21 protein-coding genes and 4 tRNA genes are annotated in these 24,238 nt (G+C 66.0%); 19 read left to right on the top strand and 6 right to left on the bottom strand.

Going from position 1 to position 24,238, the window contains the following annotated elements:
- The first annotated feature begins 12 nt into the window (after window positions 1-12).
- The 6 genes from J2W23_RS00895 (at window position 13) to J2W23_RS00870 (ending at window position 5,009) form a co-directional block, all read left to right on the top strand.
- A complete protein-coding gene (locus J2W23_RS00895) occupies window positions 13-777 on the top strand; it encodes an ABC transporter ATP-binding protein (protein ID WP_176657942.1) in 765 nt (254 codons plus the stop codon).
- Window positions 774-1,499, top strand: a complete 726-nt coding sequence (locus J2W23_RS00890) for an ABC transporter ATP-binding protein (RefSeq protein WP_176657941.1) — start codon at window positions 774-776, stop codon at window positions 1,497-1,499. Before J2W23_RS00895 ends, J2W23_RS00890 begins: the two co-directional genes overlap by 4 nt.
- Window positions 1,496-2,476: a branched-chain amino acid ABC transporter permease gene (locus J2W23_RS00885; protein WP_042580076.1), complete on the top strand. Its 981-nt coding sequence runs from the start codon at window positions 1,496-1,498 to the stop codon at window positions 2,474-2,476. Before J2W23_RS00890 ends, J2W23_RS00885 begins: the two co-directional genes overlap by 4 nt.
- A 10-nt stretch (window positions 2,477-2,486) precedes the next feature.
- On the top strand, window positions 2,487-3,554 hold the full coding sequence (locus tag J2W23_RS00880) for a branched-chain amino acid ABC transporter permease (protein WP_176657940.1): 1,068 nt from the start codon (window positions 2,487-2,489) through the stop codon (window positions 3,552-3,554).
- Window positions 3,551-4,441: an alpha/beta fold hydrolase gene (locus J2W23_RS00875; RefSeq protein ID WP_307647336.1), complete on the top strand. Its 891-nt coding sequence runs from the start codon at window positions 3,551-3,553 to the stop codon at window positions 4,439-4,441. The genes J2W23_RS00880 and J2W23_RS00875 overlap by 4 nt, the downstream gene beginning before the upstream one ends.
- A 61-nt stretch (window positions 4,442-4,502) precedes the next feature.
- On the top strand, window positions 4,503-5,009 hold the full coding sequence (locus J2W23_RS00870; protein WP_176657939.1) for a DUF1993 domain-containing protein: 507 nt from the start codon (window positions 4,503-4,505) through the stop codon (window positions 5,007-5,009).
- Between the two features lie 40 nt (window positions 5,010-5,049).
- Here J2W23_RS00870 and hemH read toward each other — a convergent pair whose 3' ends face one another.
- Window positions 5,050-6,069, bottom strand: a complete 1,020-nt coding sequence (gene hemH / locus J2W23_RS00865; protein WP_307647335.1) for a ferrochelatase — start codon at window positions 6,067-6,069, stop codon at window positions 5,050-5,052.
- 15 nt (window positions 6,070-6,084) lie between these two features.
- Between hemH and J2W23_RS00860 the strand changes: the two genes are divergently transcribed.
- Window positions 6,085-6,816 (top strand): HAD family hydrolase, encoded by a 732-nt coding sequence (locus J2W23_RS00860; protein WP_307647334.1) that lies wholly within the window; start codon window positions 6,085-6,087, stop codon window positions 6,814-6,816.
- Window positions 6,817-6,820: 4 nt separating this feature from the next.
- On the opposite strand, the gene J2W23_RS00855 is transcribed toward J2W23_RS00860, so the two are convergent.
- Window positions 6,821-7,126 (bottom strand): NIPSNAP family protein, encoded by a 306-nt coding sequence (locus J2W23_RS00855; RefSeq protein WP_176657936.1) that lies wholly within the window; start codon window positions 7,124-7,126, stop codon window positions 6,821-6,823.
- A gap of 121 nt (window positions 7,127-7,247) precedes the next feature.
- Here J2W23_RS00855 and J2W23_RS00850 point away from each other — a divergent pair, with 121 nt between their 5' ends.
- Window positions 7,248-7,889, top strand: coding sequence for a LysE family translocator (locus J2W23_RS00850; protein ID WP_307647333.1), 642 nt, complete (start codon window positions 7,248-7,250; stop codon window positions 7,887-7,889).
- Window positions 7,890-7,902: 13 nt separating this feature from the next.
- Here the strand turns inward: J2W23_RS00850 and J2W23_RS00845 are convergent, their stop codons facing one another.
- From J2W23_RS00845 to hpnC, 4 genes are read right to left on the bottom strand one after another with little or no spacing between them, the layout of a single operon-like run.
- On the bottom strand, window positions 7,903-8,205 hold the full coding sequence (locus tag J2W23_RS00845) for a hypothetical protein (protein ID WP_176657934.1): 303 nt from the start codon (window positions 8,203-8,205) through the stop codon (window positions 7,903-7,905).
- Complete coding sequence (gene hpnE, locus J2W23_RS00840; RefSeq protein WP_307647332.1) at window positions 8,202-9,461, bottom strand: hydroxysqualene dehydroxylase HpnE; 1,260 nt, start codon at window positions 9,459-9,461, stop codon at window positions 8,202-8,204. The genes J2W23_RS00845 and hpnE overlap by 4 nt, the downstream gene beginning before the upstream one ends.
- Window positions 9,458-10,297, bottom strand: coding sequence for a presqualene diphosphate synthase HpnD (gene hpnD / locus J2W23_RS00835; protein ID WP_176657932.1), 840 nt, complete (start codon window positions 10,295-10,297; stop codon window positions 9,458-9,460). Before hpnD ends, hpnE begins: the two co-directional genes overlap by 4 nt.
- On the bottom strand, window positions 10,294-11,208 hold the full coding sequence (hpnC, locus tag J2W23_RS00830; protein WP_307647331.1) for a squalene synthase HpnC: 915 nt from the start codon (window positions 11,206-11,208) through the stop codon (window positions 10,294-10,296). The genes hpnD and hpnC overlap by 4 nt, the downstream gene beginning before the upstream one ends.
- Before the next feature lie 147 nt (window positions 11,209-11,355).
- On the opposite strand from hpnC, the gene J2W23_RS00825 reads away from it, so the two are divergent.
- From J2W23_RS00825 to J2W23_RS00775, 11 genes are all read left to right on the top strand, one after another.
- Window positions 11,356-13,200: a potassium transporter Kup gene (locus J2W23_RS00825; protein ID WP_307648040.1), complete on the top strand. Its 1,845-nt coding sequence runs from the start codon at window positions 11,356-11,358 to the stop codon at window positions 13,198-13,200.
- Window positions 13,201-13,308: 108 nt separating this feature from the next.
- Complete coding sequence (locus J2W23_RS00820) at window positions 13,309-14,499, top strand: efflux RND transporter periplasmic adaptor subunit (protein WP_176657930.1); 1,191 nt, start codon at window positions 13,309-13,311, stop codon at window positions 14,497-14,499.
- The gene (locus tag J2W23_RS00815; protein ID WP_307647330.1) at window positions 14,496-17,666 is read left to right on the top strand and encodes an efflux RND transporter permease subunit; all 3,171 of its coding nucleotides are present in this window, start codon (window positions 14,496-14,498) and stop codon (window positions 17,664-17,666) included. Before J2W23_RS00820 ends, J2W23_RS00815 begins: the two co-directional genes overlap by 4 nt.
- Window positions 17,667-17,779: 113 nt before the next feature.
- Window positions 17,780-17,866, top strand: a tRNA-Leu gene (locus tag J2W23_RS00810).
- Between the two features lie 26 nt (window positions 17,867-17,892).
- Complete coding sequence (gene tig / locus J2W23_RS00805; protein ID WP_176657928.1) at window positions 17,893-19,212, top strand: trigger factor; 1,320 nt, start codon at window positions 17,893-17,895, stop codon at window positions 19,210-19,212.
- A gap of 114 nt (window positions 19,213-19,326) precedes the next feature.
- A complete protein-coding gene (gene clpP, locus J2W23_RS00800) occupies window positions 19,327-19,935 on the top strand; it encodes an ATP-dependent Clp endopeptidase proteolytic subunit ClpP (RefSeq protein WP_307647329.1) in 609 nt (202 codons plus the stop codon).
- Window positions 19,936-20,046: 111 nt separating this feature from the next.
- Window positions 20,047-21,312: an ATP-dependent Clp protease ATP-binding subunit ClpX gene (gene clpX / locus J2W23_RS00795; RefSeq protein WP_013541833.1), complete on the top strand. Its 1,266-nt coding sequence runs from the start codon at window positions 20,047-20,049 to the stop codon at window positions 21,310-21,312.
- Between the two features lie 23 nt (window positions 21,313-21,335).
- Window positions 21,336-23,777: an endopeptidase La gene (gene lon, locus J2W23_RS00790; protein ID WP_176657926.1), complete on the top strand. Its 2,442-nt coding sequence runs from the start codon at window positions 21,336-21,338 to the stop codon at window positions 23,775-23,777.
- A gap of 54 nt (window positions 23,778-23,831) precedes the next feature.
- Window positions 23,832-23,907 (top strand) — tRNA-Gly (locus J2W23_RS00785).
- Between the two features lie 63 nt (window positions 23,908-23,970).
- A tRNA-Cys gene (locus J2W23_RS00780) sits at window positions 23,971-24,044 on the top strand.
- Between the two features lie 98 nt (window positions 24,045-24,142).
- A tRNA-Leu gene (locus J2W23_RS00775) sits at window positions 24,143-24,234 on the top strand.
- Window positions 24,235-24,238 lie beyond the last annotated feature (4 nt).

Raw genomic sequence — 24,238 nt, 5'->3', positions numbered from 1 at the left:
TGACCATCAACGATGCTTGAGACCCGAGACCTGACCATCCGCTTCGGTGGGCACGTGGCCGTCAACAGCGTGAGCTGCGCTTTCGCGCCGGGCACGCTGACGGCCATCGTCGGCCCCAACGGGGCGGGCAAGACCACCTACTTCAACCTGATCTCGGGGCAGCTCAAGGCGAGCGCCGGCACGGTGTCGCTCGACGGGCAATCGCTCTCAGGCATGTCGCCGTCCGCGCGCACGCATGCGGGGCTGGGGCGGGCCTTTCAGCTCACCAACCTGTTCCCCAACCTCACGGTGCTGGAGAACGTGCGCCTGGCGGTGCAGGCCACGCGCGAGGGGGCGCACCGGCGGGGCCTCAACTTGTGGAGCATCTGGAGCGACCACAAGGCGCTGACCGAGCGCGCGGACCAGATCCTTGCGGATGTGGCGCTGAAATCGCGCGAGCACGCCACGGTCGCGAGCCTGCCGCACGGCGACCAGCGCAAGCTCGAAGTGGCATTGCTCATGGCGCTGGAGCCCAAGGTCTTCATGTTCGACGAACCCACGGCCGGCATGAACGCGGCCGAGGCGCCGGTCATCCTCGACCTCATCCGCAAGCTCAAGCAGGACAAGACCAAGACCATCCTCCTGGTCGAACACAAGATGGACGTGGTGCGCGAGCTTGCGGACCGCATCATCGTCTTGCACAACGGCACGCTGGTGGCCGATGGCGAGCCGGCCGAGGTGATCGCCTCGCCGGTGGTGCAGGAGGCCTACCTGGGCATTGCGAAGGAGGCTGCATGAGCACGAACCTGTTGACGCTTGAAGGCGTGCAGACGCACATCGGGGCGTATCACATCCTGCACGGCGTGGACCTTGCCGTGCCCAAGGGCCAGCTCACCATGCTGCTGGGCCGCAACGGCGCGGGCAAGACGACGACGCTGCGAACCATCATGGGCCTGTGGCATGCGTCGCAAGGCCGGGTGCGCTTTGCCGACAAGGACATCACCGCGATGCAGACGCCGCAGATCGCGGGCCTGGGCATCGCCTACGTGCCCGAGAACATGGGCATCTTCTCGGACCTCACGGTGAAGGAAAACATGCTGCTCGCCGCGCGCGGCGCAAAGAATGCCGCGCAGATCGACGACACGCGCCTGAAGTGGATCTTCAAGCTCTTCCCCGCAGTCGAGAAATTCTGGAACCACCCGGCCGGCAAGCTCTCGGGCGGGCAGAAGCAGATGCTGGCGGTCTCGCGCGCCATCGTGGAGCCGCGCGAACTGCTGCTTATCGACGAGCCCAGCAAGGGCCTCGCGCCCGTGATGATCAACAACATGATCGACGCCTTCGCCGAACTCAAGGCGAGCGGCGTGACGATCCTGCTGGTGGAGCAGAACATCAACTTCGCCCAGCGCCTGGGCGACAACGTCGCGGTGATGGACAACGGCCGTGTGGTGCACAGCGGCTCCATGGCGGCGTTTTCCGCCGACGCGCAACTGCAGCAATCGCTGCTCGGACTGGCCCTATGAAACTCGACTTCGACTGGAAGCCGCTGCTGCTCGCTCCCATCCTCGCGCTGGTCGCGCTGCCGCTCACGGGCTCGTTCTCGACCTGGCTCACGCTCACGGTCGCGGGCCTCGCGATGGGCATGATCATCTTCATCATCGCCTCGGGCCTCACGCTGGTGTTCGGCCTCATGGACGTGCTGAACTTCGGCCATGGCGTGTTCATCGCGCTCGGCGCCTTCGTGGCGAGCAGCGTGCTTGGCCTCATGGGCGACTGGACCGGCTCGCAGGAACTCTGGCGCAACCTCGTGGCGGTGTTCCCGGCGATGCTGGTCGCGATGGCTGTCGCGGGCGCGGTCGGGTTCGCCTTCGAGCGCTTCATCGTGCGGCCCGTCTACGGCCAGCACCTGAAGCAGATCCTCATCACGATGGGCGGGATGATCATCGGCGAAGAACTCATCAAGGTGATCTGGGGCCCGGCACAGGTGCCGCTGCCATTGCCCGAGGCGCTGCGCGGTTCGCTGTTGATCGGCGATGCGGCCATCAGCAAGTACCGGCTGCTAGCCGTCGCCGTGGGCGTGGTGGTGTTCGGCCTGCTGGCATGGACGCTCGGCCGTACCAAGATCGGCCTCCTGATCCGCGCCGGCGTGCAGGACCGCGAGATGGTCGAGTCGCTGGGCTACCGCATCGGCCGGCTCTTCGTCGGTGTGTTCGTGGTGGGCAGCGCGCTCGCGGGCCTGGGCGGCGTGATGTGGGGCTTGTTCCAGCAGAACCTCGTGCCGCAGATGGGCGCGCAGGTCAACGTGCTGATCTTCATCGTGATCATCATCGGGGGGCTGGGCTCGACGGGCGGGGCGCTCATCGGCGCGCTGCTCGTGGGCCTCATGACCAACTACATCGGCTTCCTGCTGCCCACGCTCACGCAGTTCGCGAGCATCTTCCTGATGGTGGCCGTGCTGCTGTGGCGGCCGCAGGGCGTTTACCCAGTGGCGAACCGTTGAGGAAGACGACATGTTCCTGAAACGACTTCTCTCCAACGACATGCCGCGCAGCCGCCTCCTGGCGCTGCTGCTGGTGGCGCTGTTCATTGCGCTGGCGTTCGCGCCATTCATCTTCCCGGGCGTGAAGGCGCTCAGCGTCGCGGCCAAGATCCTGGTGTTCGTGGTGCTGGTCGCGAGCTTCGATCTGCTGCTGGGCTACACCGGCATCGTGAGCTTTGCGCACACGATGTTCTTCGGCATCGGTGCGTACGGCATCGCGATTTCCGCATCGCGGCTCGGGCCCAGCTGGGGTGCGGTGCTGCTGGGGCTGGGCGCGGCGCTGGCGATCTCGCTGGTGCTGTCGTTCGCCATCGGCCTCTTTTCGCTGCGGGTGCGGGCGATCTTCTTCGCGATGATCACGCTGGCCGTGGCATCGGCGTTCCAGACGCTGGCCTCGCAGCTGTCGGACTTCACCGGCGGCGAAGACGGCCTGACCTTCAAGCTGCCCGAGCTGATCTCGCCGAGCTTCGAGTTTTCCGAAGAGCCGTTCCTCGGTGTTTCGCTCGATGGCCGGCTGCTCTGCTACTACCTGCTGTTCGTCGCGGCGGTGGTGCTGGTGCTCGCGCTGCTGCGCATCGTGAATTCGCCGTTCGGCCGCGTGCTGCAGGCGATCCGCGAGAACGAGTTTCGCGCCGAGGCCATCGGCTACCGCGTGGTGGTGTACCGCACGACGGCGGCCGTGCTGTCGGCGCTGTTCGCCACGCTGGCCGGCGCGATGCTCGCGATCTGGCTGCGCTACAACGGGCCCGACACCTCGCTGAGCTTCGAGATCATGATCGACGTGCTGCTGATCGTGGTGATCGGCGGCATGGGCACCATCTACGGCGCGGCCATCGGCGCGGTGCTGTTCGTGGTGGCGCAGAGCTACCTGCAGGACCTGCTGCGCCTGGGCAGCGAAGCGGCGAGCGGGCTGCCGTGGCTCGCGGCGCTGCTGTCGCCCGATCGCTGGCTGCTGTGGCTGGGCGTGCTGTTCGTGCTGTCGGTGTATTACTTCCCGACCGGCATCGTCGGCAAGCTGCGGGCGAGGGCGGCACGATGAGCGACAACAACTTCATAGCGCCGTTGTCGCGCTACGCGCAACTCGCGGGCCGCGAGATCCACTGGCTCGAATGGGGCGCGCCCGATGCCCCGGTGGTCATCGCCTGGCATGGCCTCGCGCGCACCGGCCGCGACATGGACGAACTGGCGCAGCACTTTGCCGCGCGTGGCTTTCGCGTGATCTGCCCCGACACCATCGGCCGCGGCCTGAGCCAATGGAGCCCGCTGCCCGACGAGGAATACCAGCTCTCGTTCTATGCGCGCATCGCCAATGCGCTGTGCGACGAGCTGCGCCTGGGCCGTGTGCACTGGGTGGGCACCTCGATGGGCGGCGCGATCGGCACGGTCTGCGCGTCGGGCCTGTTCGAGCCGCGCATGAAGGCGCGCATCGCGAGCCTCACGCTGAACGACAACGCACCGCAGCTCGCAGAGGCGGCCATCGAGCGCATCCGCGCCTATGCGGGCCAGCCGCCTTCGTTCGACACGGTGGCTGAGCTGGAGGCGTTCTTCCGCACCGTCTACAAGCCCTACGGCTGGCTCAGCGATGCGCAATGGCGCCGCCTGACCGAAAGCTCCACCCGCCGCCTGCCCGACGGCCGCGTCACGCCGCACTACGACCCGGCCATGGTCAGGCAGTTCAGCGCGCACGACAACGACTACCTGATCTGGCCGCACTACGACGTGATCGAGGTGCCGGTGCTGTGCCTGCGCGGCGCCGAGTCGGACCTGGTGCTGCCCGAGGCCGTCGAGGAAATGCGGCGCCGGGGTCCGGGCGCGCAAGGCCTGCTGGAGGTCATCGAAATCCAGGGGTGCGGTCACGCGCCCGCGCTCAACGTGCCCGAACAACTGGAGCCCATCGAGGGGTTTATCCGCGCCGCCGGTCGCTGAATGCAGGGCGGCATCACAATCGCCGCCGGTTCATTCCAACCACTACAAGGCTCACCTCACCATGGCGCTTTCGATGTACGACATTTCGGTCCCGGTCTTCACCCGCGGACTCGGCCAGCTCCTCCACCTGTTCGACAAGAGCCTGGCGCACGCCAAGGCCAATGGCATCGACACCGCCACGCTGGTCGATGCCCGTCTCGCGCCCGACATGCTCACGCTGGCCGGCCAGGTCCAGCGTGCGAGCGATGCCTCCAAGCTCGGCGCGGCGCGCATCGCGGGGATCACGGCCCCCAGCTTCCCCGACGAGGAAAAGACCTGGGACGACCTCGTGGCCCGCATCCGAAAGACGCAGGATTTCCTCGCCACCATCGACCGCGCCCTGATCGACGGCCAGGAAGAGCGCCCCGTGACCATCAAGCAGCGCGAAGGCGAGGCGCACTTCACCGCGCAGCGCTACCTGCTGCAGTTCGCGCTGCCCAACTTCTTCTTCCATGTGACCACGGCCTACGACGTGCTGCGCCACAGCGGCATGCCGATCGGCAAGCTGGATTACCTCGGCAAGTTCTGAGCGCCCGCCAGGGCGCCGTGGCGCAACGGGGTGTCGCCGGCTATCGCGTCGGCCAGCCGGCGAGGTTGCGTTCGGCAATGCCCGCGAGCGCAGTGATCCATGCCGGGCTGTCGTTGAGGCAGGGGATGTAGTTGAACGCCTGGCCACCCGCGTGCAGGAAGGCCTCGCGGCCCTCCATCGCGATTTCTTCCAGCGTCTCGAGGCAGTCGGCCGGGAAGCCCGGGCACACCACGTCGACCCGCTTGATGCCTTTCGCGCCGAGTTCGCGCAGCGTCGGCTCGGTGTAGGGCTCGAGCCACTTGGCGCGGCCGAAGCGGGACTGGAAGGTGACGCGGTACTGCGCTTCGGAAAGACCGAGCCGCGCCGCAAGCAGACGCGCGGTTTCGAGGCACTGCGCCTGGTACGGATCGCCGAGCGCGATGTTGCGCGCGGGAATGCCGTGGAAGCTCATCAACAGCACTTCGCCGCGGCCTTCGGTCTTCCAGTGGCGCTCGATGCTCTGCGCGAGCGCATCGATGTAGGCGGGGTCGTCGTGGTACTGGTTGACGAAGCGGAATTCGGGAATGCAGCGCTGCTTCCTGCTCCAGTCGTTCACCGCATCGATCACGCTCGCGGTGGTCGTGGCCGAGTACTGCGGATAGGCCTGCAGCACCAGCACGCGCGTGGCGCCTTCGGCCAGCAGCGCATCCAGGCGGGATGCGATCGATGGGTTGGCGTAGCGCATCGCATCGCGCACCGCGACGCGGTGGCCGCGTTCGCCGAGCCAGCCGGACAGGAGCAGCGCCTGCTTCTGCGTCCACACCTTCAGCGGCGAGCCCTCGGGCATCCAGATGCTCGCGTACTTGGCGGCCGACTTGGCGGGCCGCGTGCGCAGGATGATGCCGTGGAGGATCAGCGCCCAGAGCAATTTCGGAATTTCGACCACGCGCGGGTCACCCAGAAACTCGGCGAGGTAGGGCCGAACTGCGGCGGCGGTGGGGGCGTCGGGGGAACCCAGGTTGCACCAGAGGACAGCGGTGCGGTCATTGGAGGAACTGGCGTTCGTCGTGGCTTGAGGCATGCGATATTCTCAGGCATGACCTCCGCCCCCACAGCGCCGGCGAACGCCGCGCCGCTCGATGTTCAACGCATCTGCGCGATCTCGCTCGACCTCGACGACACCCTCTGGCCGATCTGGCCGACCATCGAACGCGCTGAAGCGGTGCTGCAGGAATGGCTCTTGCGCGAGGCGCCCAAGACCGCTTCGCTGCTGCTCACGCCCGGCATCTTGCGCGAACTGCGCGAAGCCACCGAGAAGGAGCGCTCGGACCTTGCACACGACCTGAGCGCGTTGCGCCGCGAATCGATCCGCACCGCGCTGAAGCGCTCCGGCGAAGACCCGGCGCTGGCCGATCCCGCCTTCGACGCCTTCTTCGCCGAGCGCCAGCGCGTGACCCTTTATGACGACGCGCTGCCCGCGCTCAAGTGGCTGAGCGAGCGTTATCCATTGGTTGCCGTATCGAACGGCAATGCCGACATCCACCAGACCGGCGTAGGCCGGTGGTTTCGCACCGCGTTCAATGCCCGCGCCTTCGGCAGCGGCAAGCCGCATGCGCCGATCTTCCGCGCCGCCGCGGCCTCGGTCGGGCTCTTGCCCAAGGATGTGCTGCACGTGGGCGACGACGCCGAGCTCGACGTGGTCGGCGCGCTCAACGCCGGCATGCAGGCCGCGTGGCTGGTGCGCGACGAGCGCCCCTGGGTGCATGGCGCGCGGCCGCAGCTGATCGTGCCGAACCTGCACGCGCTGTGCATGGCGCTGGGCGCCTGACGCTCTATTCGAAGACTGGCCTGAAGAAGCTGCGCTCGTAGCTGAGGAAGCAGCGCGTGTCCTCTGCGTACTTGAACGCGGCCTGGCACTCCGGGTCCTGCATCGAGTCGGCGCGATATTTCTCGTAGGCGGCCAGGCTCGGAAAACTGAACATCGCCAGTGCAACATCGTTGGCGCCTTCCGACGGAAGGAAGTAGCCGTGGTGCTTGCCGCCGAACTTCTCGACCAGCGGAATCCAGAGCTTGCCGTAGTGCTCGAATTCCTTGAGCTTGTAGGCATCGACGATGTAGCGCAGGTAGCAGGTGACCATGTTTTTTCCCGGAGGTGAGGGGTAATCGGCGCGGCCCGGGCGGGCGGCAGACCGTCGGACTATAGTTTCCCGCTCCCCCTCTCTGCATCCCTCGATCACCTTTCGCGCAGGAACCCCGAAAGTGCACCTCTCCAACTGGCTCATCTTCTGCGGCGTCACGCTGCTCGTCGCCTTCACCCCCGGTCCGGCCGTGCTGCTCGCGGTCTCGAACTCGATCTCGGTGGGCCCGCGACGCGCGATGATCAGTTCGCTGGGCAACGCGGTGGGCCTGTTCATGGTGTCGGCCGCCGCGATGGCGGGGCTGGGCGTGGTGCTCACGACCTCGGCTTCCGCGTTCATGGTGCTGAAGGTGGCTGGCGCGGCGTATCTCATCTACCTGGGCATCAAGCAGTGGCGCAACCGGGCCAGCGTGTTCTCCGACCTGGCCGCGACCGGCGCCCCCGCCGCACCGCGCGCCGCGTGGCGTCTGTTCGGCAACGGCGTGACCGTGGCGCTCACCAATCCCAAGGGCATCCTTTTCTTCTCGGCGCTGTTCCCTCAGTTCCTCGTGCACGACGCGCCGATCCTCGGGCAGTTCGCGGTGCTCACCGCCACCTTCGCCGCGGGCTCGGTGCTGTCGCATGCGTTCTATGTGCTGCTCGCGCGGATGCTGAAGAAGCAGTTGTCCGATCCGTGCCGCTCGAAGCTCTTCAATCGCGTGTCCGGCGGCGCTTTCGTGCTGCTGGGGTTGAGCCTGCTGCGCTTGCCCAACAAGGCGGCCTGATCGGGCTGGTCGATCAGTCGAGCGCGAACTGCTCGCGCAACGCGGCGCAGAAGTCCGCGGTGCCGCCGAGCGAAAAGGTGAGGGTGGTGAAGCGCGGGTCTTCGCGCGTCTCCTGCAAGTCATAGTCCCAGGTGGCGCCTTCGTCGAGTGCGCCGCGTGCATCGGGGAATGTGGCCTCCGCCCACGCGATCACTTGTTCGATCTCGGCACGCACCTCGGGCACTTTCTCCGGCGCAGTCGAGGCCATGGCATCGAAGGTGCCGTGGCCTTCGGTGTCTTCGCTGTAGTCGAAGTCGAGGTAGCGCAGTTCGGTCATGGGGTGGTCGATGCCCTGGCGGCCGCCAGTCCGCTGAGCACGGCGCCTTCCAGCGTGGCGGGGTAGGGGCCTTCGGTGTAGTCGCCGCAGGCCTGCAGGCCGGGCGCAATACGCATCGGTGGCCGTGCGAGCGCGGGCGTGCAGGCGAAGGTGGCGCGTTTTTCGACGACGGTCTGGATGATCTCCAGCGAGGCCTGACCCAACTGCGTCGCCGCTTGCGCGATCACTTGCTGTTCCAGTGTTTCGCGCGAGGCTTCGTTGGCGCTGATGACCAGCGCGAGCACGCCGTCCGGACCGCCGAGTTGGCTGCGGTCGAACACGAACTGTGCGGGTGCCGTGGCCGGATCGCCGCGCAGGGCCAGCATCGGTTCCGCCAACTTCGAGGCGCCGCGCACGTAGACCGTGGCGATGGCCTCGAAACGCAACGCCTCGGTGGCCTCGCACCAGCCATCGGCCGGCAAGCCCGATGCACGAACGAGCCGCGCGGCATCCCAGGGGGCGCAGGCCAGGATGACCTGATCGAAGCTTTCGTCGTCGACGCGCCACTGCCTGGCGTCCGGTGCGATGGCCCGCACGCGCGCGCCGATGCGCAGCGTCGCGCCGTGCTTCGCCAGCCACGCCATCGCGGCATCCGGGAACAGCGCGCCGAGGTCCAGGCGCGGCAGCAGCAGGTCCGCACCGCCGCTTCCGCTGAAGAGCGCGTCGTGCAGCACGCGCAGGAACACCTCGCCGCTCGACTGGGCGACCGGCGTGTTGAGCGCGGAGACGCACAGCGGCTCGATCAGCTCCTGCATCACGCGCGGCGTGAGGCCGGCGCAGAGCGTGGCCACCGTGGTGTCGGGGGCGCAGCGGAATCCACCGAGGCGCCATCCGACGGCGGTGCGCAGCAGCGAGGACTTGTCCCGCCATGTCCAGCCCCGCGCCGTGAAGATGCCCGCCAGCAGGTCGAGCGGCGCTGGCAGCCGGGGAAGCTTCAACCCGCCGCCATCGGCGAATCGCAGCGAGAGCGGCAGGCGGTGCAGTGCTTTTTCGACATCGACACCGACCTCACCCATCAGCTTCAGCGTGGCCGTGTAGGCGCCGATGAGGATGTGCTGCCCGTTGTCCAGCGCCATCCCGTGCATGTTGTCGACGCGCCGGGCGCGTCCGCCAGGCATGTGTGCGGCCTCGAACAGCGTGACCGGGTGACCGAGCCGCGTGGCCTCGACCGCACAGGCGAGGCCGGCCCAGCCGGCGCCGATGACGGCCGTCTTCAAATCCGCCCCAGGGCCTGGACTTTCCACGCCAGCCAGAACTTGCGCACCGGCGTCAGGCTCACGCGCTGGTTCAGCACCTGGAAGTTGTCGCGCTCGATTTCGCGCAGCAGCGTGCGATAGATGCTGGCCATCATCAGGCCGGGCTTCTGCGCGCGGCGGTCGGCCACGGGCAACAGGGCGAGCGCCTCGTCGTAGGCGGCATGCGCGCGCTCGGCCTGGAACTTCATGAGCGCCACGAAGCGGTCCGAGTGCACGCGGTTCAGGATCTCGTGCGCCTTCACGTCGAACTGCTGCAGCTCGTTGACCGGCAGGTAGATGCGGCCGCGCAGGGCGTCTTCGCCCACGTCGCGCAGGATGTTCGTGAGCTGCAGCGCCAGCCCGAGCTTGTGGGCGTAGGCGGTGGTCTGCGGATCGGTCTGGCCGAAGATGCGCGCGGCGACCTCGCCCACCACGCCGGCCACCAGGTGGCAGTAGCGCGCGAGGCCGGGGAAGTCGAGATAGCGGGTCTGGTCCAGGTCCATCTGGCAGCCGTCGATCACCTCGTGCAGCTGGCGCGCCTCGATGCCGTAGGCCGCGGCGTGCGGCATCAGCGCCTGCATCACCGGATGGCGCGGCGTGCCGGCGAAGGCCTGGGCAACTTCGGTTCGCCACCAGGCGAGCTTGGTGGCGGCCACGCCGGGGTCGCTCACTTCATCGACCACGTCGTCGACCTCGCGGCAGAAGGCATAGAAGGCCGTGATGGCGGCTCGGCGCGGCTTGGGCAGGAACAGGAAGGCGTAATAGAAACTGCTGCCCGAGGCGGCGGCCTTGTCTTGCACGTATTGCTCGGGATTCATCGGGGAGGCGCTGCTTTCATGGGGCGCCATTGTCTCCGCATCCGCAGCGCCTTCCAGAGCAAGATGGGCGCATCGGACTTGCCGACGGTGGGGCGCTGGGAGAAGGTGTCGAAGCCCAGGTCGGTGATCTTGTCGAGGATGCGAAGGCCCCCCTGCACGACGAGGCGCAGCTCCCAGCCCGCGCGGCCCGGCAGTCGGTGCACCAGCGGTGCGCCTTCTTCCATGAGTTCGCGCGCCCAGAAGGACACCACCGAGACCAGGTTGATGGCTTCCTGCGGCGGCGGTGCGGCCGAGAGCGGCTCGAACACCTTGAAGTGCTCGCGCGTGAGCCCGCGCCGGGCGCAGTCGGTCAGCGGAAAGTAGAAGCGCCCGCGCGGCAGGTCCACGCTCGGGTCCTGCCAGAAATTGATGAGCTGCAGCGCGCTGCAGATGGCGTCGCTCTGCGCCAGCGCCTCTGCATCGTGCACGCCGTAGAGATGCAGCAGCAGCCGCCCGACCGGATTGGCGGAGCGGCGGCAGTAGTCGAGCAGCTCGGCGCGGTCGGTGTAGGTGCCGTTGTCGCGGGTCTTCTCGATGTCCTGCATGAAGGCGCTCAGCAGATCGGCCAGAAGCGCCTCGGGCAGGCCGAACCGGGCAATGCTGTGGGCGAGCGGGCCGAAGACGTGCGGCCAGCGCGACGTGGCGAGCGCCTCGCCCTGTGCGGCGGCGGCGAGCTCGTCCCGGTAGGCGCGCAATTCGGCCAGGCGCTGCTCGGGCGATGCATCGCCCTCGTCGGCAATGTCGTCGGCGGTGCGCGCGAAGTGATAGATCGCGGCAATCGGCGGGCGCAGGTGCGGCGGGCAGAGCCACGAGGCGACCGGAAAGTTTTCGTAGTGCGCCGGCGGGGCGGCTTGGTGGGGAGTGGCGGACACGCCACGATTGTCCGCGACACGATGCCCCGGCACTATGCTCGGTGCGTTGCCACTTTGAACAGCTCGCCCATGAACGCACCGGCCCCTGCCTCCCAGGCCCAGACACCAGCGCAAGGCGCAGCAGGGCATCCGGCGGGGCCGGGATTGATGATCGCGGCGCTGGGCGTCGTGTTCGGCGACATCGGCACTTCGCCGCTCTACGCCTTCAAGGAAACGATGAACCCCGAGCACGGCGTGCCGTTCTCGCCCGATTCGGTGCTGGGGCTGCTGTCGCTGATTTTCTGGGGGCTGATGTTCGTGGTGACGCTGAAGTACGTGGTGTTCGTGCTGCGCGCCGACCACGACGGCGAGGGCGGCATCCTCGCGCTGCAGGCACTGGCGCGTAGCGCGGTCGCCGGACCGAAGACCAAGCCCTGGGTGTGGAACGCGATCGGCCTGCTGGGCCTGGTGGGCGCGGCCATGTTCTACGGCGACAGCCTCATCACCCCCGCGATCTCGGTGCTCTCGGCGGTCGAGGGGCTGGAGGTGCAGGCGCCGGTGCTGCAGCGCGCGGTGATCCCGATCACGGTCGTCATCCTTGTGGCGCTCTTCATGGTGCAGAAGAAGGGCACGGGCGTGGTCGGCAAGATCTTCGGGCCGGTGATGCTGCTGTGGTTTGTCGTGCTGGCCGCGGCGGGCCTGTGGCAGGTGCTGCAGCAGCCGCAGGTGCTGGCGGCGCTCGATCCGCGGCGGGCCTTCGGCTTTCTGCTCGAGCACCGCGCGCAGTCGCTCGCGGTGCTCGGCGCGGTATTCCTGGCGTTCACCGGCGGCGAGGCGCTCTATGCGGACATGGGGCATTTCGGCGCCAGGCCGATCCGCCTGGCATGGCTTTTCATCGCGCTGCCGGGGCTGGTGCTCAACTACTTCGGGCAGGGCGCGCTGGTGCTGGCGAATCCGGCCGCCATCGACAACCCGTTTTTCCGGCTCTTTCCCTCGTGGGGCGTGCTGCCGATGGTGGTGCTGGCCGCGATGGCCACGGTGATCGCCTCGCAGGCGGTGATCTCGGGCGCTTTCTCGCTCACCGCGCACGCGATGCGCATGGGCTACCTGCCGCGCATGCGGGTGGTGCAGACCTCGGGCTCGGCCATCGGGCAGATCTATGTGCCGGCCGTGAACTGGCTGCTGATGGTGGGCGTGCTGCTGCTGGTGCTGGGCTTTCGCAGCTCGGGCGCGCTGTCGGCGGCGTACGGCATCGCGGTGTCGATCACGATGGTGACGACCACGTTGCTCGCAGGCATCGTCGCCTGGGGGCTCTGGAAGTGGAACAAGGTGGCGGTGGTGGTGGGCGTGGTGGCCTTCGCGGTGGTCGACCTGACTTTCGTGATCGCCAACAGCCTCAAGGTGGCCGACGGCGGCTGGCTCACGCTGGCGGTGGCGGCCGTGGTGATGGTGGTCTTCACCACCTGGGCCAAGGGGCGGCGGCTGGGGCTGGAGGCTGCTGCAGCCGAAAGCTTGCCGCTGCGTCCGTTCATCGAATCGCTGGCGCAGCACATGCCGCACCGGGTGAGCGGCACCGCGGTGTTCCTGAACCCCGATGCCACGGCGGTGCCGCATGCACTGCTGCATAACTTGAAGCACAACCAGGTGCTGCACGACCAGGTGATCGTGCTGCGCGTGCTGCCCTGCGACACGCCGCGCGTCGACGCCCGCATCCGCATCGAGGCGGAGCAACTGATGGAGGGCATCTGGGTGGTCACCGCGCGCCACGGCTTCATGGAGCGGCCCGATGTGCCCGAATTCATCCGCATCCTGGCCTACCAGAAGACGCTGGCAATCGATTCGATGAAGACCTCGTATTTCGTCTCCCGCGCCTCGGTGGGCGAGGAGAACCTGCCGGGCATGAACCCGGTTCGCCGGGTGCTGTTCGGCTGGCTGCAGCGCAATGCGGGGAGGGCGTCGGACTACTTCGAGCTGCCTGACAACCGGCTGGTCGAAATGGGGCAGCGGACGTAGGTTCGGCTGTCAACTGACCCGCGGGTCATTGACACCATTTAACGTTTACCCTAGATTACTAACCAGTGGGTCATTAAAGGCCCGGGTTTGTCCTTTCTTGGGTGTCTCATGACCGCCTCCACCGCTTTTCCCCGTGTGCGCAGCGCCTTGTGGCTGCTGATTCCGTCTCTGATCCTGGCCGGCTGTTCGCCCAAGCCGGCGGCCGAGGAGCCCGTGCGAGCGGTGAAGCTGGTGACCGTCGGCACCAGCGACTTCGATGCACAGCCCGAGTTCTCGGCCGAGGTCCGGGCCCGCGTCGAATCGCGGCTCGGGTTCCGCGTGGCCGGAAAAATCACCAAGCGCCAGGCCGATCTCGGCCAGCACGTGCAGGCCGGCCAAGTGCTGGCCCAGCTCGATCCTCAGGACTACAGGCTGGCTGCCGAAGCCGCCCGCGCCCAGCAGGCCGCCGCGCTCACCAACCGCGACCTGGCGGCGGCCGACCTCAAGCGTTACCGCGAACTGCGCGAGCAGAACTTCATCAGCGGCGCGGAGTTGGAGCGCCGCGAAACCACCTGGAAGGCCGCGCAGGCGCAGCTCGAGCAGGCGCAGGCCCAGCTTTCCTCCCAAGGGAATCAAGCGAACTACACGACGCTCGTCGCCGATGTGGCTGGCGTCGTTACCGCCATCGAGGCCGAGCCCGGCCAGGTGGTGCAGGCCGGCACGCCCGTCGTGCGCATCGCGCAGGACGGCGCGCGCGACGTGGTGTTCGCGGTGCCCGAAGACCGCGCGCAGGCGATCAAGCCCGGCTCGCCGGTCACGGTGCGCGGCTGGTCTGGCGGCAATGAGTTGCAGGGTCAGGTGCGCGAAGTGGCCGCCAGTGCCGACGCGGTCACCCGCACCTACTCGGTCAAGGTCGCGATCGACGCGGCCACCTCGCCTCCGCTGGGCGCCACCGTCTACGCGCGCCCGCAGGCGCTGGCGCACGGCAGCACCGCGGTGATCAAGCTGCCGACCAGCGCGCTGCGCCAGGAAGGCAAGGGCACGGCGGTCTGGGTGCTCGACAAATCGACGATGACGGTGCGCTCGCAGCCGGTGCAGGTGGCAACGGCCGACGGCAACGAAGCCGTGATCGGCGGCGGGCTCTCGCCGGGAATGATGGTCGTGGCCGCGGGCGTGCATGTGCTCTCGCCGGGCCAGAAGGTCACCATCTACCAGTCCAAGGAGGCGGCCGCTGCCGCCGCCAATGCGAAGGACGTCGTGCAGGCCGTCGCGCCCGTCGCCGCAACCAAGAAGGAGATCGCTGCAGGTGCCGCCAAATGACGGAAGGCGCAGCGAACACCACCGACAAGCCCGCCGCCAAGTCCGCCGGCTTCAACCTCTCCAAATGGGCGCTGGACCACGCGCCCCTCACGCGCTACCTGATGGTGGTGCTGATGGTGCTGGGCGCTTTCGCGTACTTCCAGCTCGGGCAGGACGAAGACCCGCCGTTCACCTTCCGCGCGATGGTGGTGCGCACCTACTGGCCCGGCGCCACCGCGCAGCAGGTGGCCGAGCAGGTCACCGACAAGCTCGAGCGCACGCTGCAGGAGGCGCCGTACGCCGACAAGATCCGCAGCTACTCGAAACCGGGCGAGTCGCAGATCATTTTCCAGATCAAGGATTCCTCGAAGGCCGCGGATGTGGCCAACGTCTGGTACACGGTGCGCAAGAAGATTGGCGACATGCGCAACACGCTGCCGCCCGGCGTGCAGGGGCCGTTCTTCAATGACGATTTCGGCGATGTTTATGGCGTGATCTACGCGCTGGAGAGCGAAGGCTTCAGCTACGCCGAGCTCAAGACGCTGGCCGACGAAACCCGCCAGCAGCTGCTGCGCGTGAAGGACGTGGCCAAGGTCGACCAGTTCGGCGTGCAGGACGAGAAGGTCTATGTCGAAATCTCGCAGAAGCGCCTGGCGCAGCTGGGGCTCGATTTCAACGCGGTGCTCGCGCAGCTCGGCTCGCAGAACGCGGTGGAAAGTGCGGGCACGATCCAGTCGCCGCTCGATGTGGTGCAGGTGCGCGTGGCGGGCCAGTTCACCAGCGTCGACCAGCTGCGCGACATGCCGATCCGCGGCACTTCGGGCAATCAACTGAAGCTGGGCGACATCGCCGAGATTCACCGCGGCTACATCGATCCGCCGGCCGTCAAGGTGCACCACCAGGGCAAGGAAGTGATCGCGCTGGGTGTTTCCATGGCCAAGGGCGGCGACATCATCGCGTTGGGCAAGGCGCTGAAGGTGGCGACCGCGCAAATCGACCAGCGCCTGCCCATCGGCGTCAAGCTCGCGCAGGTGCAGGACCAGCCGGTGTCGGTGGCCAGTTCGGTGAACGAATTCGTCGGCGTATTGATCGAGGCGGTGGCCATCGTGCTGGCGGTGAGCATCATCGCGCTGGGCCTGCACAAGGGCGGGCGCTTCGGCTGGTACATCGACATCCGCCCGGGGCTGGTGGTGGCGATCACCATTCCGCTGGTGCTGGCGGTGACCTTCCTGGCGATGAACTACTTCGGCATCGGGCTGCACAAGATATCGCTGGGGTCGCTGATCATCGCGCTGGGCCTCCTGGTGGACGACGCGATCATCGCGGTCGAGATGATGGTGCGGAAGATGGAGGAGGGCTACGACAAGGTCCGCGCCGCCACCTTCGCCTACGACGTCACGGCCAAGCCGATGCTCACGGGCACGCTCATCACGGCGGCGGGCTTCCTGCCGATCGGCATCGCCAAGTCGGTGACGGGCGAATACACCTTCGCGATCTTCGCGGTGACGGTGATCGCTCTGGTGCTGTCGTGGATCGTCTCGGTGTACTTCGTGCCGTACCTGGGCACGCTGCTGCTCAAGGTGAAGCCGCACGACCCCGACGCGCCGCCGCACGAGCTTTTCGACACGCCGTTCTACAACGGCTTCCGCCGCGCGGTGGACTGGTGCGTGCAGCACCGCTGGCTGACCATCGGTGCGACGGTGCTGGTGTTCGCGCTGGGCATCTTCGGCATGGGCAAGGTGCAGCAGCAGTTCTTCCCCGATTCGAGCCGGCCCGAGATCATGGTGGACATCTGGTTTCCCGAAGGTACCTCGTTCGCGGCCAACGAAGAGGTGGCCAAGCGCGTCGAGCAGCGGGTGATGAAGGAAGAGGGCGTCAAGACGGTGAGCACCTGGGTCGGCTCGGGCGTGCCGCGCTTCTACCTGCCGCTGGACCAGGTGTTCCCGCAGACCAACGTGTCGCAGCTCATCGTGCTCGCCAAGGACCTGAAGGTGCGGGAGCGCCTGCGCCTGCGCTTGCCGGTGCTGCTGGCCGAGGAGTTCCCCGAGGTGCGCGGTCGCGTCAAGCTGTTGCCCAACGGGCCGCCGGTGCCCTACCCGGTGCAGTTCCGCGTGATCGGCACCGAGCCCGCGCAACTGCGCGCGCACGCCGACGAGGTGAAGGCGGTGCTGCGCGAGAACGCCAACATGCGCGGCGTGAACGACAACTGGAACGAGTCGGTGAAGGTGATCCGCCTGGAGATCGACCAGGCCAAGGCGCGTGCGCTCGGCGTGACGAGCCAGGCCATCGCGCAGGCCTCGCGCACGATGTTCAGCGGCACCACGGTGGGCCAGTACCGCGAGAACAACCTGCTGATCGATATCGTGCTGCGCCAGTCGCCCGATGAACGCGAAGCCATCTCGGACATCGGCAACGCCTACATCCCGACGAGCTCGGGCCGCTCGATCCCGCTCACGCAGATCGCCCGGCCGGTATTCACCTGGGAGCCCGGCGTGATGTGGCGCGAGAACCGCGACTACGCAATCACCGTGCAGGGCGACGTGGTCGAGGGCCTGCAGGGCGCGACCGTAACCGAGCAACTGCTGCCCAAGCTGCGCGAGCTCGAAGCCGGCTGGCGCGCGGCGGGTCAGGGCGCCTACCGCATCGAGGTGGCGGGCGCGGTCGAGGAAAGCAGCAAGGGCTCGGCCTCCATCGTGGCGGGCGTGCCGATCATGCTGTTCCTGGTGTTCACGCTGTTGATGTTGCAGTTGCACAGCTTCAGCCGCTCGCTGCTGGTGTTCATCACCGGGCCGATGGGCATCGCGGGTGTTGCCGGCGCGCTGCTGGTGCTCGACCGGCCGTTCGGCTTCGTGGCGCTGCTGGGCGTGATCGCGCTGATGGGCATGATCCAGCGCAACGCGGTGATCCTGATCGACCAGATCGAGAGCGACCGCACGGCCGGCGTACCGGCGTGGGACGCGATCGTCGAATCGGCGGTGCGGCGTTTGCGCCCCATCGTGCTGACGGCGGCAGCTGCGGTGCTGGCGATGATTCCACTCTCGCGCAGCGTGTTCTGGGGGCCGATGGCCGTGGCCATCATGGGCGGGCTGATCGTGGCCACCGTATTGACCCTTCTGGCACTGCCGGCAATGTATGCCGCTGCATTCCGTGTCAAGCGGGGGCCAAAAGAGGCCCTGATTAGCGTTTAAAATGCGCGGTTGACCGATTTCAGGCGGGCGGTCTTTGGGTTGCAGGTATCCGGTATCGGGTGTTTGCGGCACCAGGGCCGTCCGCTTTTGCATTCACCTGAAAAATGGCAATAGCGCGGGTGGCGAAATTGGTAGACGCACCAGGTTTAGGTCCTGACGTTCGCAAGAACGTGCCGGTTCGAGTCCGGCCCCGCGCACCAGCCACACCCCTCACAAGGAAGACATCATGACCGTGACCGTTGAAACTCTCGAGAAGCTCGAACGCAAGATCACGCTGACCCTGCCGGTCGGCACCATCCAGAACGAAGTCGATTCGCGCCTCAAGAAGCTCGCGCGCACCGTCAAGATGGACGGTTTTCGTCCCGGCAAGGTGCCGATGAACGTCGTGGCCCAGCGCTATGGCTACTCGGTGCACTACGAAGTCATGAACGACAAGGTCGGCGAAGCCTTCTCGCAAGCGGCCAACGAAGCCAAGCTGCGCGTGGCCGGCCAGCCCCGCATCACCGAGAAGGAAGAGTCGCCCGAAGGCGAACTGGCCTTCGATGCGGTGTTCGAAGTGTTCCCCGAAGTGAAGATCAACGACCTGTCGGGCGCTGAAGTCGAAAAGCTTTCGGCCGAAGTGGGCGACGATGCGATCGACAAGACACTCGACATCCTGCGCAAGCAGCGCCGCACCTTCGCCCAGCGCGCGCAAGACGCCGTTGCACAAGACGACGACCGCGTGACTGTCGACTTCGAAGGCAAGATCGACGGCGAGCCGTTCCAGGGCGGCAAGGCCGAAGACTTCCAGTTCGTCGTCGGCGAAGGCCAGATGCTCAAGGAATTCGAAGACGCCGTGCGTGGCATGAAGTCCGGCGACAGCCGCACCTTCCCGCTGTCGTTCCCGGCCGATTACCACGGCAAGGACGTGGCCGGCAAGCAAGCCGACTTCATGGTCACCGTGAAGAAGATCGAAGCCTCGCATCTGCCTGAAGTCAACGAGCAGTTGGCCAAGTCGCTCGGCATCGCCGAAGCCACCGTCGAGGGCCTGCGTGCCGACATCAAGCGCAACCTCGAGCGCGAAGTGAAGTTCCGCCTGCTGGCCCGCAACAAGAACGCCGTGATGGACGCACTGGTTGCCAACGCCGAACTCGACCTGCCGAACGCCAGCGTGCAGTCGGAAGTCAACCGCATGATCGAAGGCGCCCGCGCCGAGCTCAAGCAGCGCGGCATCAAGGACGCCGACAAGGCGCCGATTCCCGACGAAGTGTTCCGCCCGCAAGCCGAGCGCCGCGTGCGCCTGGGCCTCGTGGTCGCCGAACTGGTGCGTGCCAACAACCTGCAGGCCAAGCCCGAGCAGATCAAGGCCCACATCGACGAGCTGGCCGCCAGCTACGAAAAGCCGGCCGACGTCGTGCGCTGGTACTTCAGCGACAACAACCGTCTGGCGGAAGTCGAAGCCGTCGTCATCGAGAACAACGTGACCGATTTCGTGCTTGGCAAGGCCAAGGTCAATGAAAAGTCGGTGTCGTTCGACGAACTGATGGCGCAGCAGCAACAAGGCTGATCCTGTCGCTGACCGCAACGCCAATGGGGCTTGTGCTTTGCGGCACGAGCCCCATTTCACTCAGGCGTACAGTTCATACACAGCGAACGATTCCACTTCCCGGAGAGCTAATTCATGATCGCAAACGAAATTCAAGGCCTCGGCATGGTTCCGATGGTCGTCGAGCAATCGGGCCGCGGCGAACGGTCCTATGACATCTATTCGCGTCTCCTGAAGGAGCGCATCGTGTTCCTGGTGGGCGAGGTCAACGACCAGACCGCCAACCTCGTGGTGGCCCAGTTGCTGTTCCTGGAGAGCGAGAATCCGGAGAAGGACATTTCCTTCTACATCAACTCCCCGGGTGGCAGCGTGAGCGCCGGCATGGCGATCTACGACACCATGCAGTTCATCAAGCCCGACGTGTCGACCATGTGCCTGGGCTTCGCGGCCAGCATGGGCGCCTTCCTGCTGGCGGCCGGTGAGAAGGGCAAGCGTTTCTCGCTGCCCAATTCGAAGATCATGATCCACCAGGTGCTCGGCGGCGCACGCGGCCAGGCGACCGACATCGAGATCCATGCACGCGACATCCTGCGCACCAAGGACCAGATGAACCGCATCTTGGCCGAGCGCACCGGCCAGCCGCTGGAAAAGGTCAAGAGCGATACCGAGCGCGACTACTTCCTCACGGCCGACGAGGCCAAGGACTACGGTCTGGTCGACCAAGTCGTTGCCAAGCGCGGTTAAAACTGCCCGGCGCTCTGTGGCGCAAAAGGCAAAAAGCGGCGTTTTCCACACGGGAAACGCCGTTTTTGTTTAGTTATCATTGTCCATACCCCTGTAACGAGGCATCTGTCCATGGCCGAAAAAAAAGGCTCTTCCAGCGAAAAAACGCTTTATTGCTCGTTCTGCGGCAAGAGCCAGCATGAGGTCAAGAAGCTGATCGCGGGCCCTTCGGTCTTCATCTGCGACGAGTGCATCGACCTCTGCAACGAAATCATCCGCGACGAACTGCCGGCCGGTGAAGAAGCACGCGAAGCGCGCAGCGACCTGCCCACGCCGTTGGAGATCAAGACCAACCTCGACAACTACGTGATCGGCCAGGAGCCGGCCAAGCGCATGCTGTCGGTGGCCGTCTACAACCACTACAAGCGTCTTCGCCACAAGGAAAAGGCCAAGGGTGACGACGTCGAACTTAGCAAGAGCAACATCCTCTTGATCGGCCCCACGGGCTCGGGCAAGACGCTGCTGGCGCAAACGCTCGCGCGCATGCTCGACGTGCCTTTCGTGATGGCCGACGCCACCACGCTGACCGAAGCCGGCTATGTGGGTGAAGACGTCGAGAACATCATCCAGAAGCTGCTGCAGAGCTGCAACTACGAAGTCGAACGCGCCCAGCGCGGCATCGTCTACATCGACGAAATCGACAAGATCTCGCGCAAGTCCGACAACCCCTCGATCACGCGCGACGTGTCGGGCGAGGGCGTGCAGCAGGCCTTGCTGAAGCTCATCGAAGGCACCATGGCCAGCGTGCCGCCTCAGGGCGGGCGCAAGCACCCGAACCAGGACTTCTTGCAGATCGACACGACCAACATCCTGTTCATCTGCGGCGGCGCGTTCGCGGGCCTGGAGAAGGTCATCGAAAACCGCACCGAGGCCTCGGGCATCGGCTTCGGCGCCACGGTCAAGAGCAAGGCGCAGCGCAGCATCACCGAGGTGTTCCGCGAAGTCGAACCCGAAGACCTGATCAAGTTCGGCCTGATCCCCGAGCTCGTGGGCCGGATGCCCGTGGTCGCATCGCTCGCGGAACTCTCCGAGGATGCGCTGGTCCAGATCCTGACCGAGCCGAAGAATGCGGTGGTCAAGCAGTTCACCAAGCTCCTTCAAATGGAAGGCGTGGACCTGGAGATTCGCCCGGCGGCGCTCAAGGCGATCGCACGCAAGGCGCTGGCCCGCAAGACCGGTGCACGCGGGCTGCGCTCGATCCTTGAACAGTCGCTGATCGACACCATGTTCGAATTGCCGAACGCGACCAATGTCGACAAGGTGGTGGTCGAGGAATCGACCATCGACGAAAACAAGCCCCCGCTGCTCGTGTACCGCGAAGCGGCGAAAAAGGCTTAAAGGCACCTACGCGAAGGATCTGCATGTCTGGCCACACCCCCCTGCCTCCCGAAGCACTCGACCTGCCGCTGCTGCCGCTGCGCGACGTCGTCGTGTTTCCCCACATGGTGATCCCGCTCTTTGTGGGACGCCCCAAGAGCATCAAGGCGCTCGAACTGGCCATGGAGGCCGAGCGCCGCATCATGCTGGTGGCCCAGAAGGCCGCCGCCAAGGACGAGCCCTCGGTCGAGGACATGTTCGAAGTCGGCTGCGTCTCGACCATCCTGCAGATGCTCAAGCTGCCCGATGGCACGGTGAAGGTGCTGGTCGAAGGCCAGCAGCGCGCACGCGTGAACCGCATCGATGACGGCGAAACGCACTTCACCGCCAACGTGACGCCCGTCGAGGCGCCCGAAGGCGGCGAAAAGGGCACCGAGGTCGAGGCCCTGCGCCGCGCGGTGATGCAGCAGTTCGACCAGTACGTCAAGCTGAACAAGAAGATCCCGCCCGAGATCCTGACCTCGATCTCCAGCATCGACGATGCCGGCCGGCTGGCCGACACCATCGCCGCCCACCTCCCGCTCAAGCTCGATAACAAGCAGGCCGTGCTCGACCTGGACGATGTGAAGGCGCGCCTGGAAAACCTGTTCGGGCAGCTCGAGCGCGAGGTCGACATCCTCAACGTCGACAAGAAGATCCGTGGCCGCGTGAAGCGCCAGATGGAGAAGAACCAGCGCGACTTCTACCTCAACGAGCAGGTCAAGGCCATCCAGAAGGAGCTTGGCGAAGGCGAAGAGGGCGCGGACATCGAGGAGATCGAGAAGAAGATCAAGCTCGCCAAGATGTCCAAGGAAGGCCTCAAGAAGGCCGAAGGCGAACTCAAGAAGCTCAAGCTGATGTCGCCCATGTCGGCTGAAGCCACGGTGGTGCGCAACTACATCGACGTGCTCATCGGCCTGCCGTGGAGCAAGAAGACCAAGATCAAGCATGACCTCGCGAATGCCGAGGCGGTGCTCAACGCCGACCACTACGGCCTCGAGAAGGTCAAGGACCGCATCCTGGAATATCTCGCGGTGCAGCAACGCGTCGACAAGGTGAAGGCGCCCATCCTGTGCCTCGTGGGCCCGCCGGGTGTCGGCAAGACCTCGCTGGGGCAGTCGATCGCCAAGGCGACCGGCCGCAAGTACACGCGCATGGCGCTGGGCGGCATGCGCGACGAAGCCGAGATTCGCGGCCACCGCCGCACCTACATCGGCGCGCTGCCGGGCAAGGTGCTGCAGGGGCTGAGCAAGATCGGCACGCGCAATCCGCTGTTCCTGCTCGACGAAATCGACAAGCTGGGCACCGACTTCCGCGGCGACCCGTCGAGCGCGCTACTCGAAGTGCTCGACCCCGAGCAGAACCACACCTTCGGCGACCACTACGTGGAAGTCGACTTCGACCTGAGCGACGTGATGTTCGTCGCCACCTCGAATTCGATGAACATCCCGCCGGCGCTGCTGGACCGCATGGAAGTCATCCGCCTCTCGGGCTACACCGAGGACGAGAAGACCAACATCGCGATCAAGTACCTGCTGCCCAAGCAGATGAAGAACAACGGCGTGAAGGACGACGAGCTCGCCGTCACCGAAGAGGCCGTGCGCGACATCGTGCGCTACTACACGCGTGAAGCCGGCGTGCGTTCGCTCGAGCGCGAGCTCTCGAAGATCTGCCGCAAGGTCGTGAAGGGCCTGCTGCTCAAGCAACTGACGCCGAAGGTGACGGTCGATGGATCGAACCTCAACGAGTTCCTCGGCGTGCGCAAGTACAGCTTCGGCCTTGCCGAGAAGCAGAACCAGGTCGGCCAGGTGGTCGGTCTCGCGTGGACCGAAGTCGGCGGCGATCTGCTGACGATCGAGGCGGTCACCATGCCCGGCAAGGGCGTGATCAGCCGCACTGGATCGCTGGGCGACGTGATGAAGGAATCGGTCGAGGCCGCACGCACGGTGGTGCGCAGCCGCTCGCGCCGCCTGGGCATCAAGGACGAGATGTTCGAGAAGCGCGACATCCACATCCACGTGCCCGATGGCGCAACGCCCAAGGACGGTCCGAGCGCGGGCGCGGCGATGACGACGGCCTTCGTGTCGGCGCTCACGGGCATCCCCGTGCGCAGCGACGTTGCGATGACCGGCGAGATCACGCTGCGCGGCGAGGTCACGGCGATCGGCGGCTTGAAGGAAAAGCTGCTGGCCGCCTTGCGCGGTGGCATCAAGACAGTGCTGATTCCCGAAGAGAACGCCAAGGACCTGCAGGACATTCCCGAGAACGTGAAGAACGGTCTCGAGATCGTGCCCGTGAAGTGGATCGACAAGGTCCTCGAGATTGCACTTGAGAAGATGCCGGAGCCACTGTCCGACGAAGAGGTGGCTGCTTCGGCTGCCGCGGTGGCCGAGTTGGCCAAGCAGCGTGCGGGCACCCCGGCCGCTGAGGGTTCGATCAAACATTGACGGCGTGAACTTGTCAGGCCTCGAAAAACTGGTATATAATTCGAGGCTCGAAACGCGGGAATAGCTCAGTTGGTAGAGCGCAACCTTGCCAAGGTTGAGGTCGAGAGTTCGAGACTCTTTTCCCGCTCCAGTTTTGAAAAAGGGAAGCAAATGCTTCCCTTTTTTTCGCAAGTTCGAATTCGTTTTTCTGCGTGGCGCGATAGCAAAGCGGTTATGCAACGGATTGCAAATCCGTCTAGCCCGGTTCGACTCCGGGTCGCGCCTCCACCTTCTCGTTAGACTCGATTCGATCCGACAAACAAGCCCCGCCAACCCACGTTGCCGGGGCTTGTTTTGTTTGGGTTATCGTCGATGCTCAACCTGACGCCCGGATGGTGAAATTGGTAGACACATCGGACTTAAAATCCGCCGCTTCCTTGATCGGGGCATACGGGTTCGACCCCCGTTCCGGGTACCAAACT

The organism is Variovorax boronicumulans (assembly GCF_030812215.1).
Taxonomy (GTDB): domain Bacteria; phylum Pseudomonadota; class Gammaproteobacteria; order Burkholderiales; family Burkholderiaceae_C; genus Variovorax; species Variovorax boronicumulans_C.
Note: the sequence above shows the minus strand (reverse complement) of the source record. Positions and strands in the feature narration are given on the sequence as shown.

What these genes read in the sequence shown, in the direction of transcription:
- J2W23_RS00895 (WP_176657942.1), top strand. Translation starts at nt 13, where the DNA reads ATGCTTGAGACCCGAGACCTGACCATCCGCTTCGGTGGGCACGTGGCC.
- J2W23_RS00890 (WP_176657941.1), top strand. Translation starts at nt 774, where the DNA reads ATGAGCACGAACCTGTTGACGCTTGAAGGCGTGCAGACGCACATCGGG.
- J2W23_RS00885 (WP_042580076.1), top strand. Translation starts at nt 1,496, where the DNA reads ATGAAACTCGACTTCGACTGGAAGCCGCTGCTGCTCGCTCCCATCCTC.
- J2W23_RS00880 (WP_176657940.1), top strand. Translation starts at nt 2,487, where the DNA reads ATGTTCCTGAAACGACTTCTCTCCAACGACATGCCGCGCAGCCGCCTC.
- J2W23_RS00875 (WP_307647336.1), top strand. Translation starts at nt 3,551, where the DNA reads ATGAGCGACAACAACTTCATAGCGCCGTTGTCGCGCTACGCGCAACTC.
- J2W23_RS00870 (WP_176657939.1), top strand. Translation starts at nt 4,503, where the DNA reads ATGGCGCTTTCGATGTACGACATTTCGGTCCCGGTCTTCACCCGCGGA.
- hemH (WP_307647335.1), bottom strand. Translation starts at nt 6,069, where the DNA reads ATGCCTCAAGCCACGACGAACGCCAGTTCCTCCAATGACCGCACCGCT.
- J2W23_RS00860 (WP_307647334.1), top strand. Translation starts at nt 6,085, where the DNA reads ATGACCTCCGCCCCCACAGCGCCGGCGAACGCCGCGCCGCTCGATGTT.
- J2W23_RS00855 (WP_176657936.1), bottom strand. Translation starts at nt 7,126, where the DNA reads ATGGTCACCTGCTACCTGCGCTACATCGTCGATGCCTACAAGCTCAAG.
- J2W23_RS00845 (WP_176657934.1), bottom strand. Translation starts at nt 8,205, where the DNA reads ATGACCGAACTGCGCTACCTCGACTTCGACTACAGCGAAGACACCGAA.
- hpnD (WP_176657932.1), bottom strand. Translation starts at nt 10,297, where the DNA reads ATGAATCCCGAGCAATACGTGCAAGACAAGGCCGCCGCCTCGGGCAGC.
- J2W23_RS00825 (WP_307648040.1), top strand. Translation starts at nt 11,356, where the DNA reads ATGATCGCGGCGCTGGGCGTCGTGTTCGGCGACATCGGCACTTCGCCG.
- J2W23_RS00820 (WP_176657930.1), top strand. Translation starts at nt 13,309, where the DNA reads ATGACCGCCTCCACCGCTTTTCCCCGTGTGCGCAGCGCCTTGTGGCTG.
- J2W23_RS00815 (WP_307647330.1), top strand. Translation starts at nt 14,496, where the DNA reads ATGACGGAAGGCGCAGCGAACACCACCGACAAGCCCGCCGCCAAGTCC.
- tig (WP_176657928.1), top strand. Translation starts at nt 17,893, where the DNA reads ATGACCGTGACCGTTGAAACTCTCGAGAAGCTCGAACGCAAGATCACG.
- clpP (WP_307647329.1), top strand. Translation starts at nt 19,327, where the DNA reads ATGATCGCAAACGAAATTCAAGGCCTCGGCATGGTTCCGATGGTCGTC.
- clpX (WP_013541833.1), top strand. Translation starts at nt 20,047, where the DNA reads ATGGCCGAAAAAAAAGGCTCTTCCAGCGAAAAAACGCTTTATTGCTCG.
- lon (WP_176657926.1), top strand. Translation starts at nt 21,336, where the DNA reads ATGTCTGGCCACACCCCCCTGCCTCCCGAAGCACTCGACCTGCCGCTG.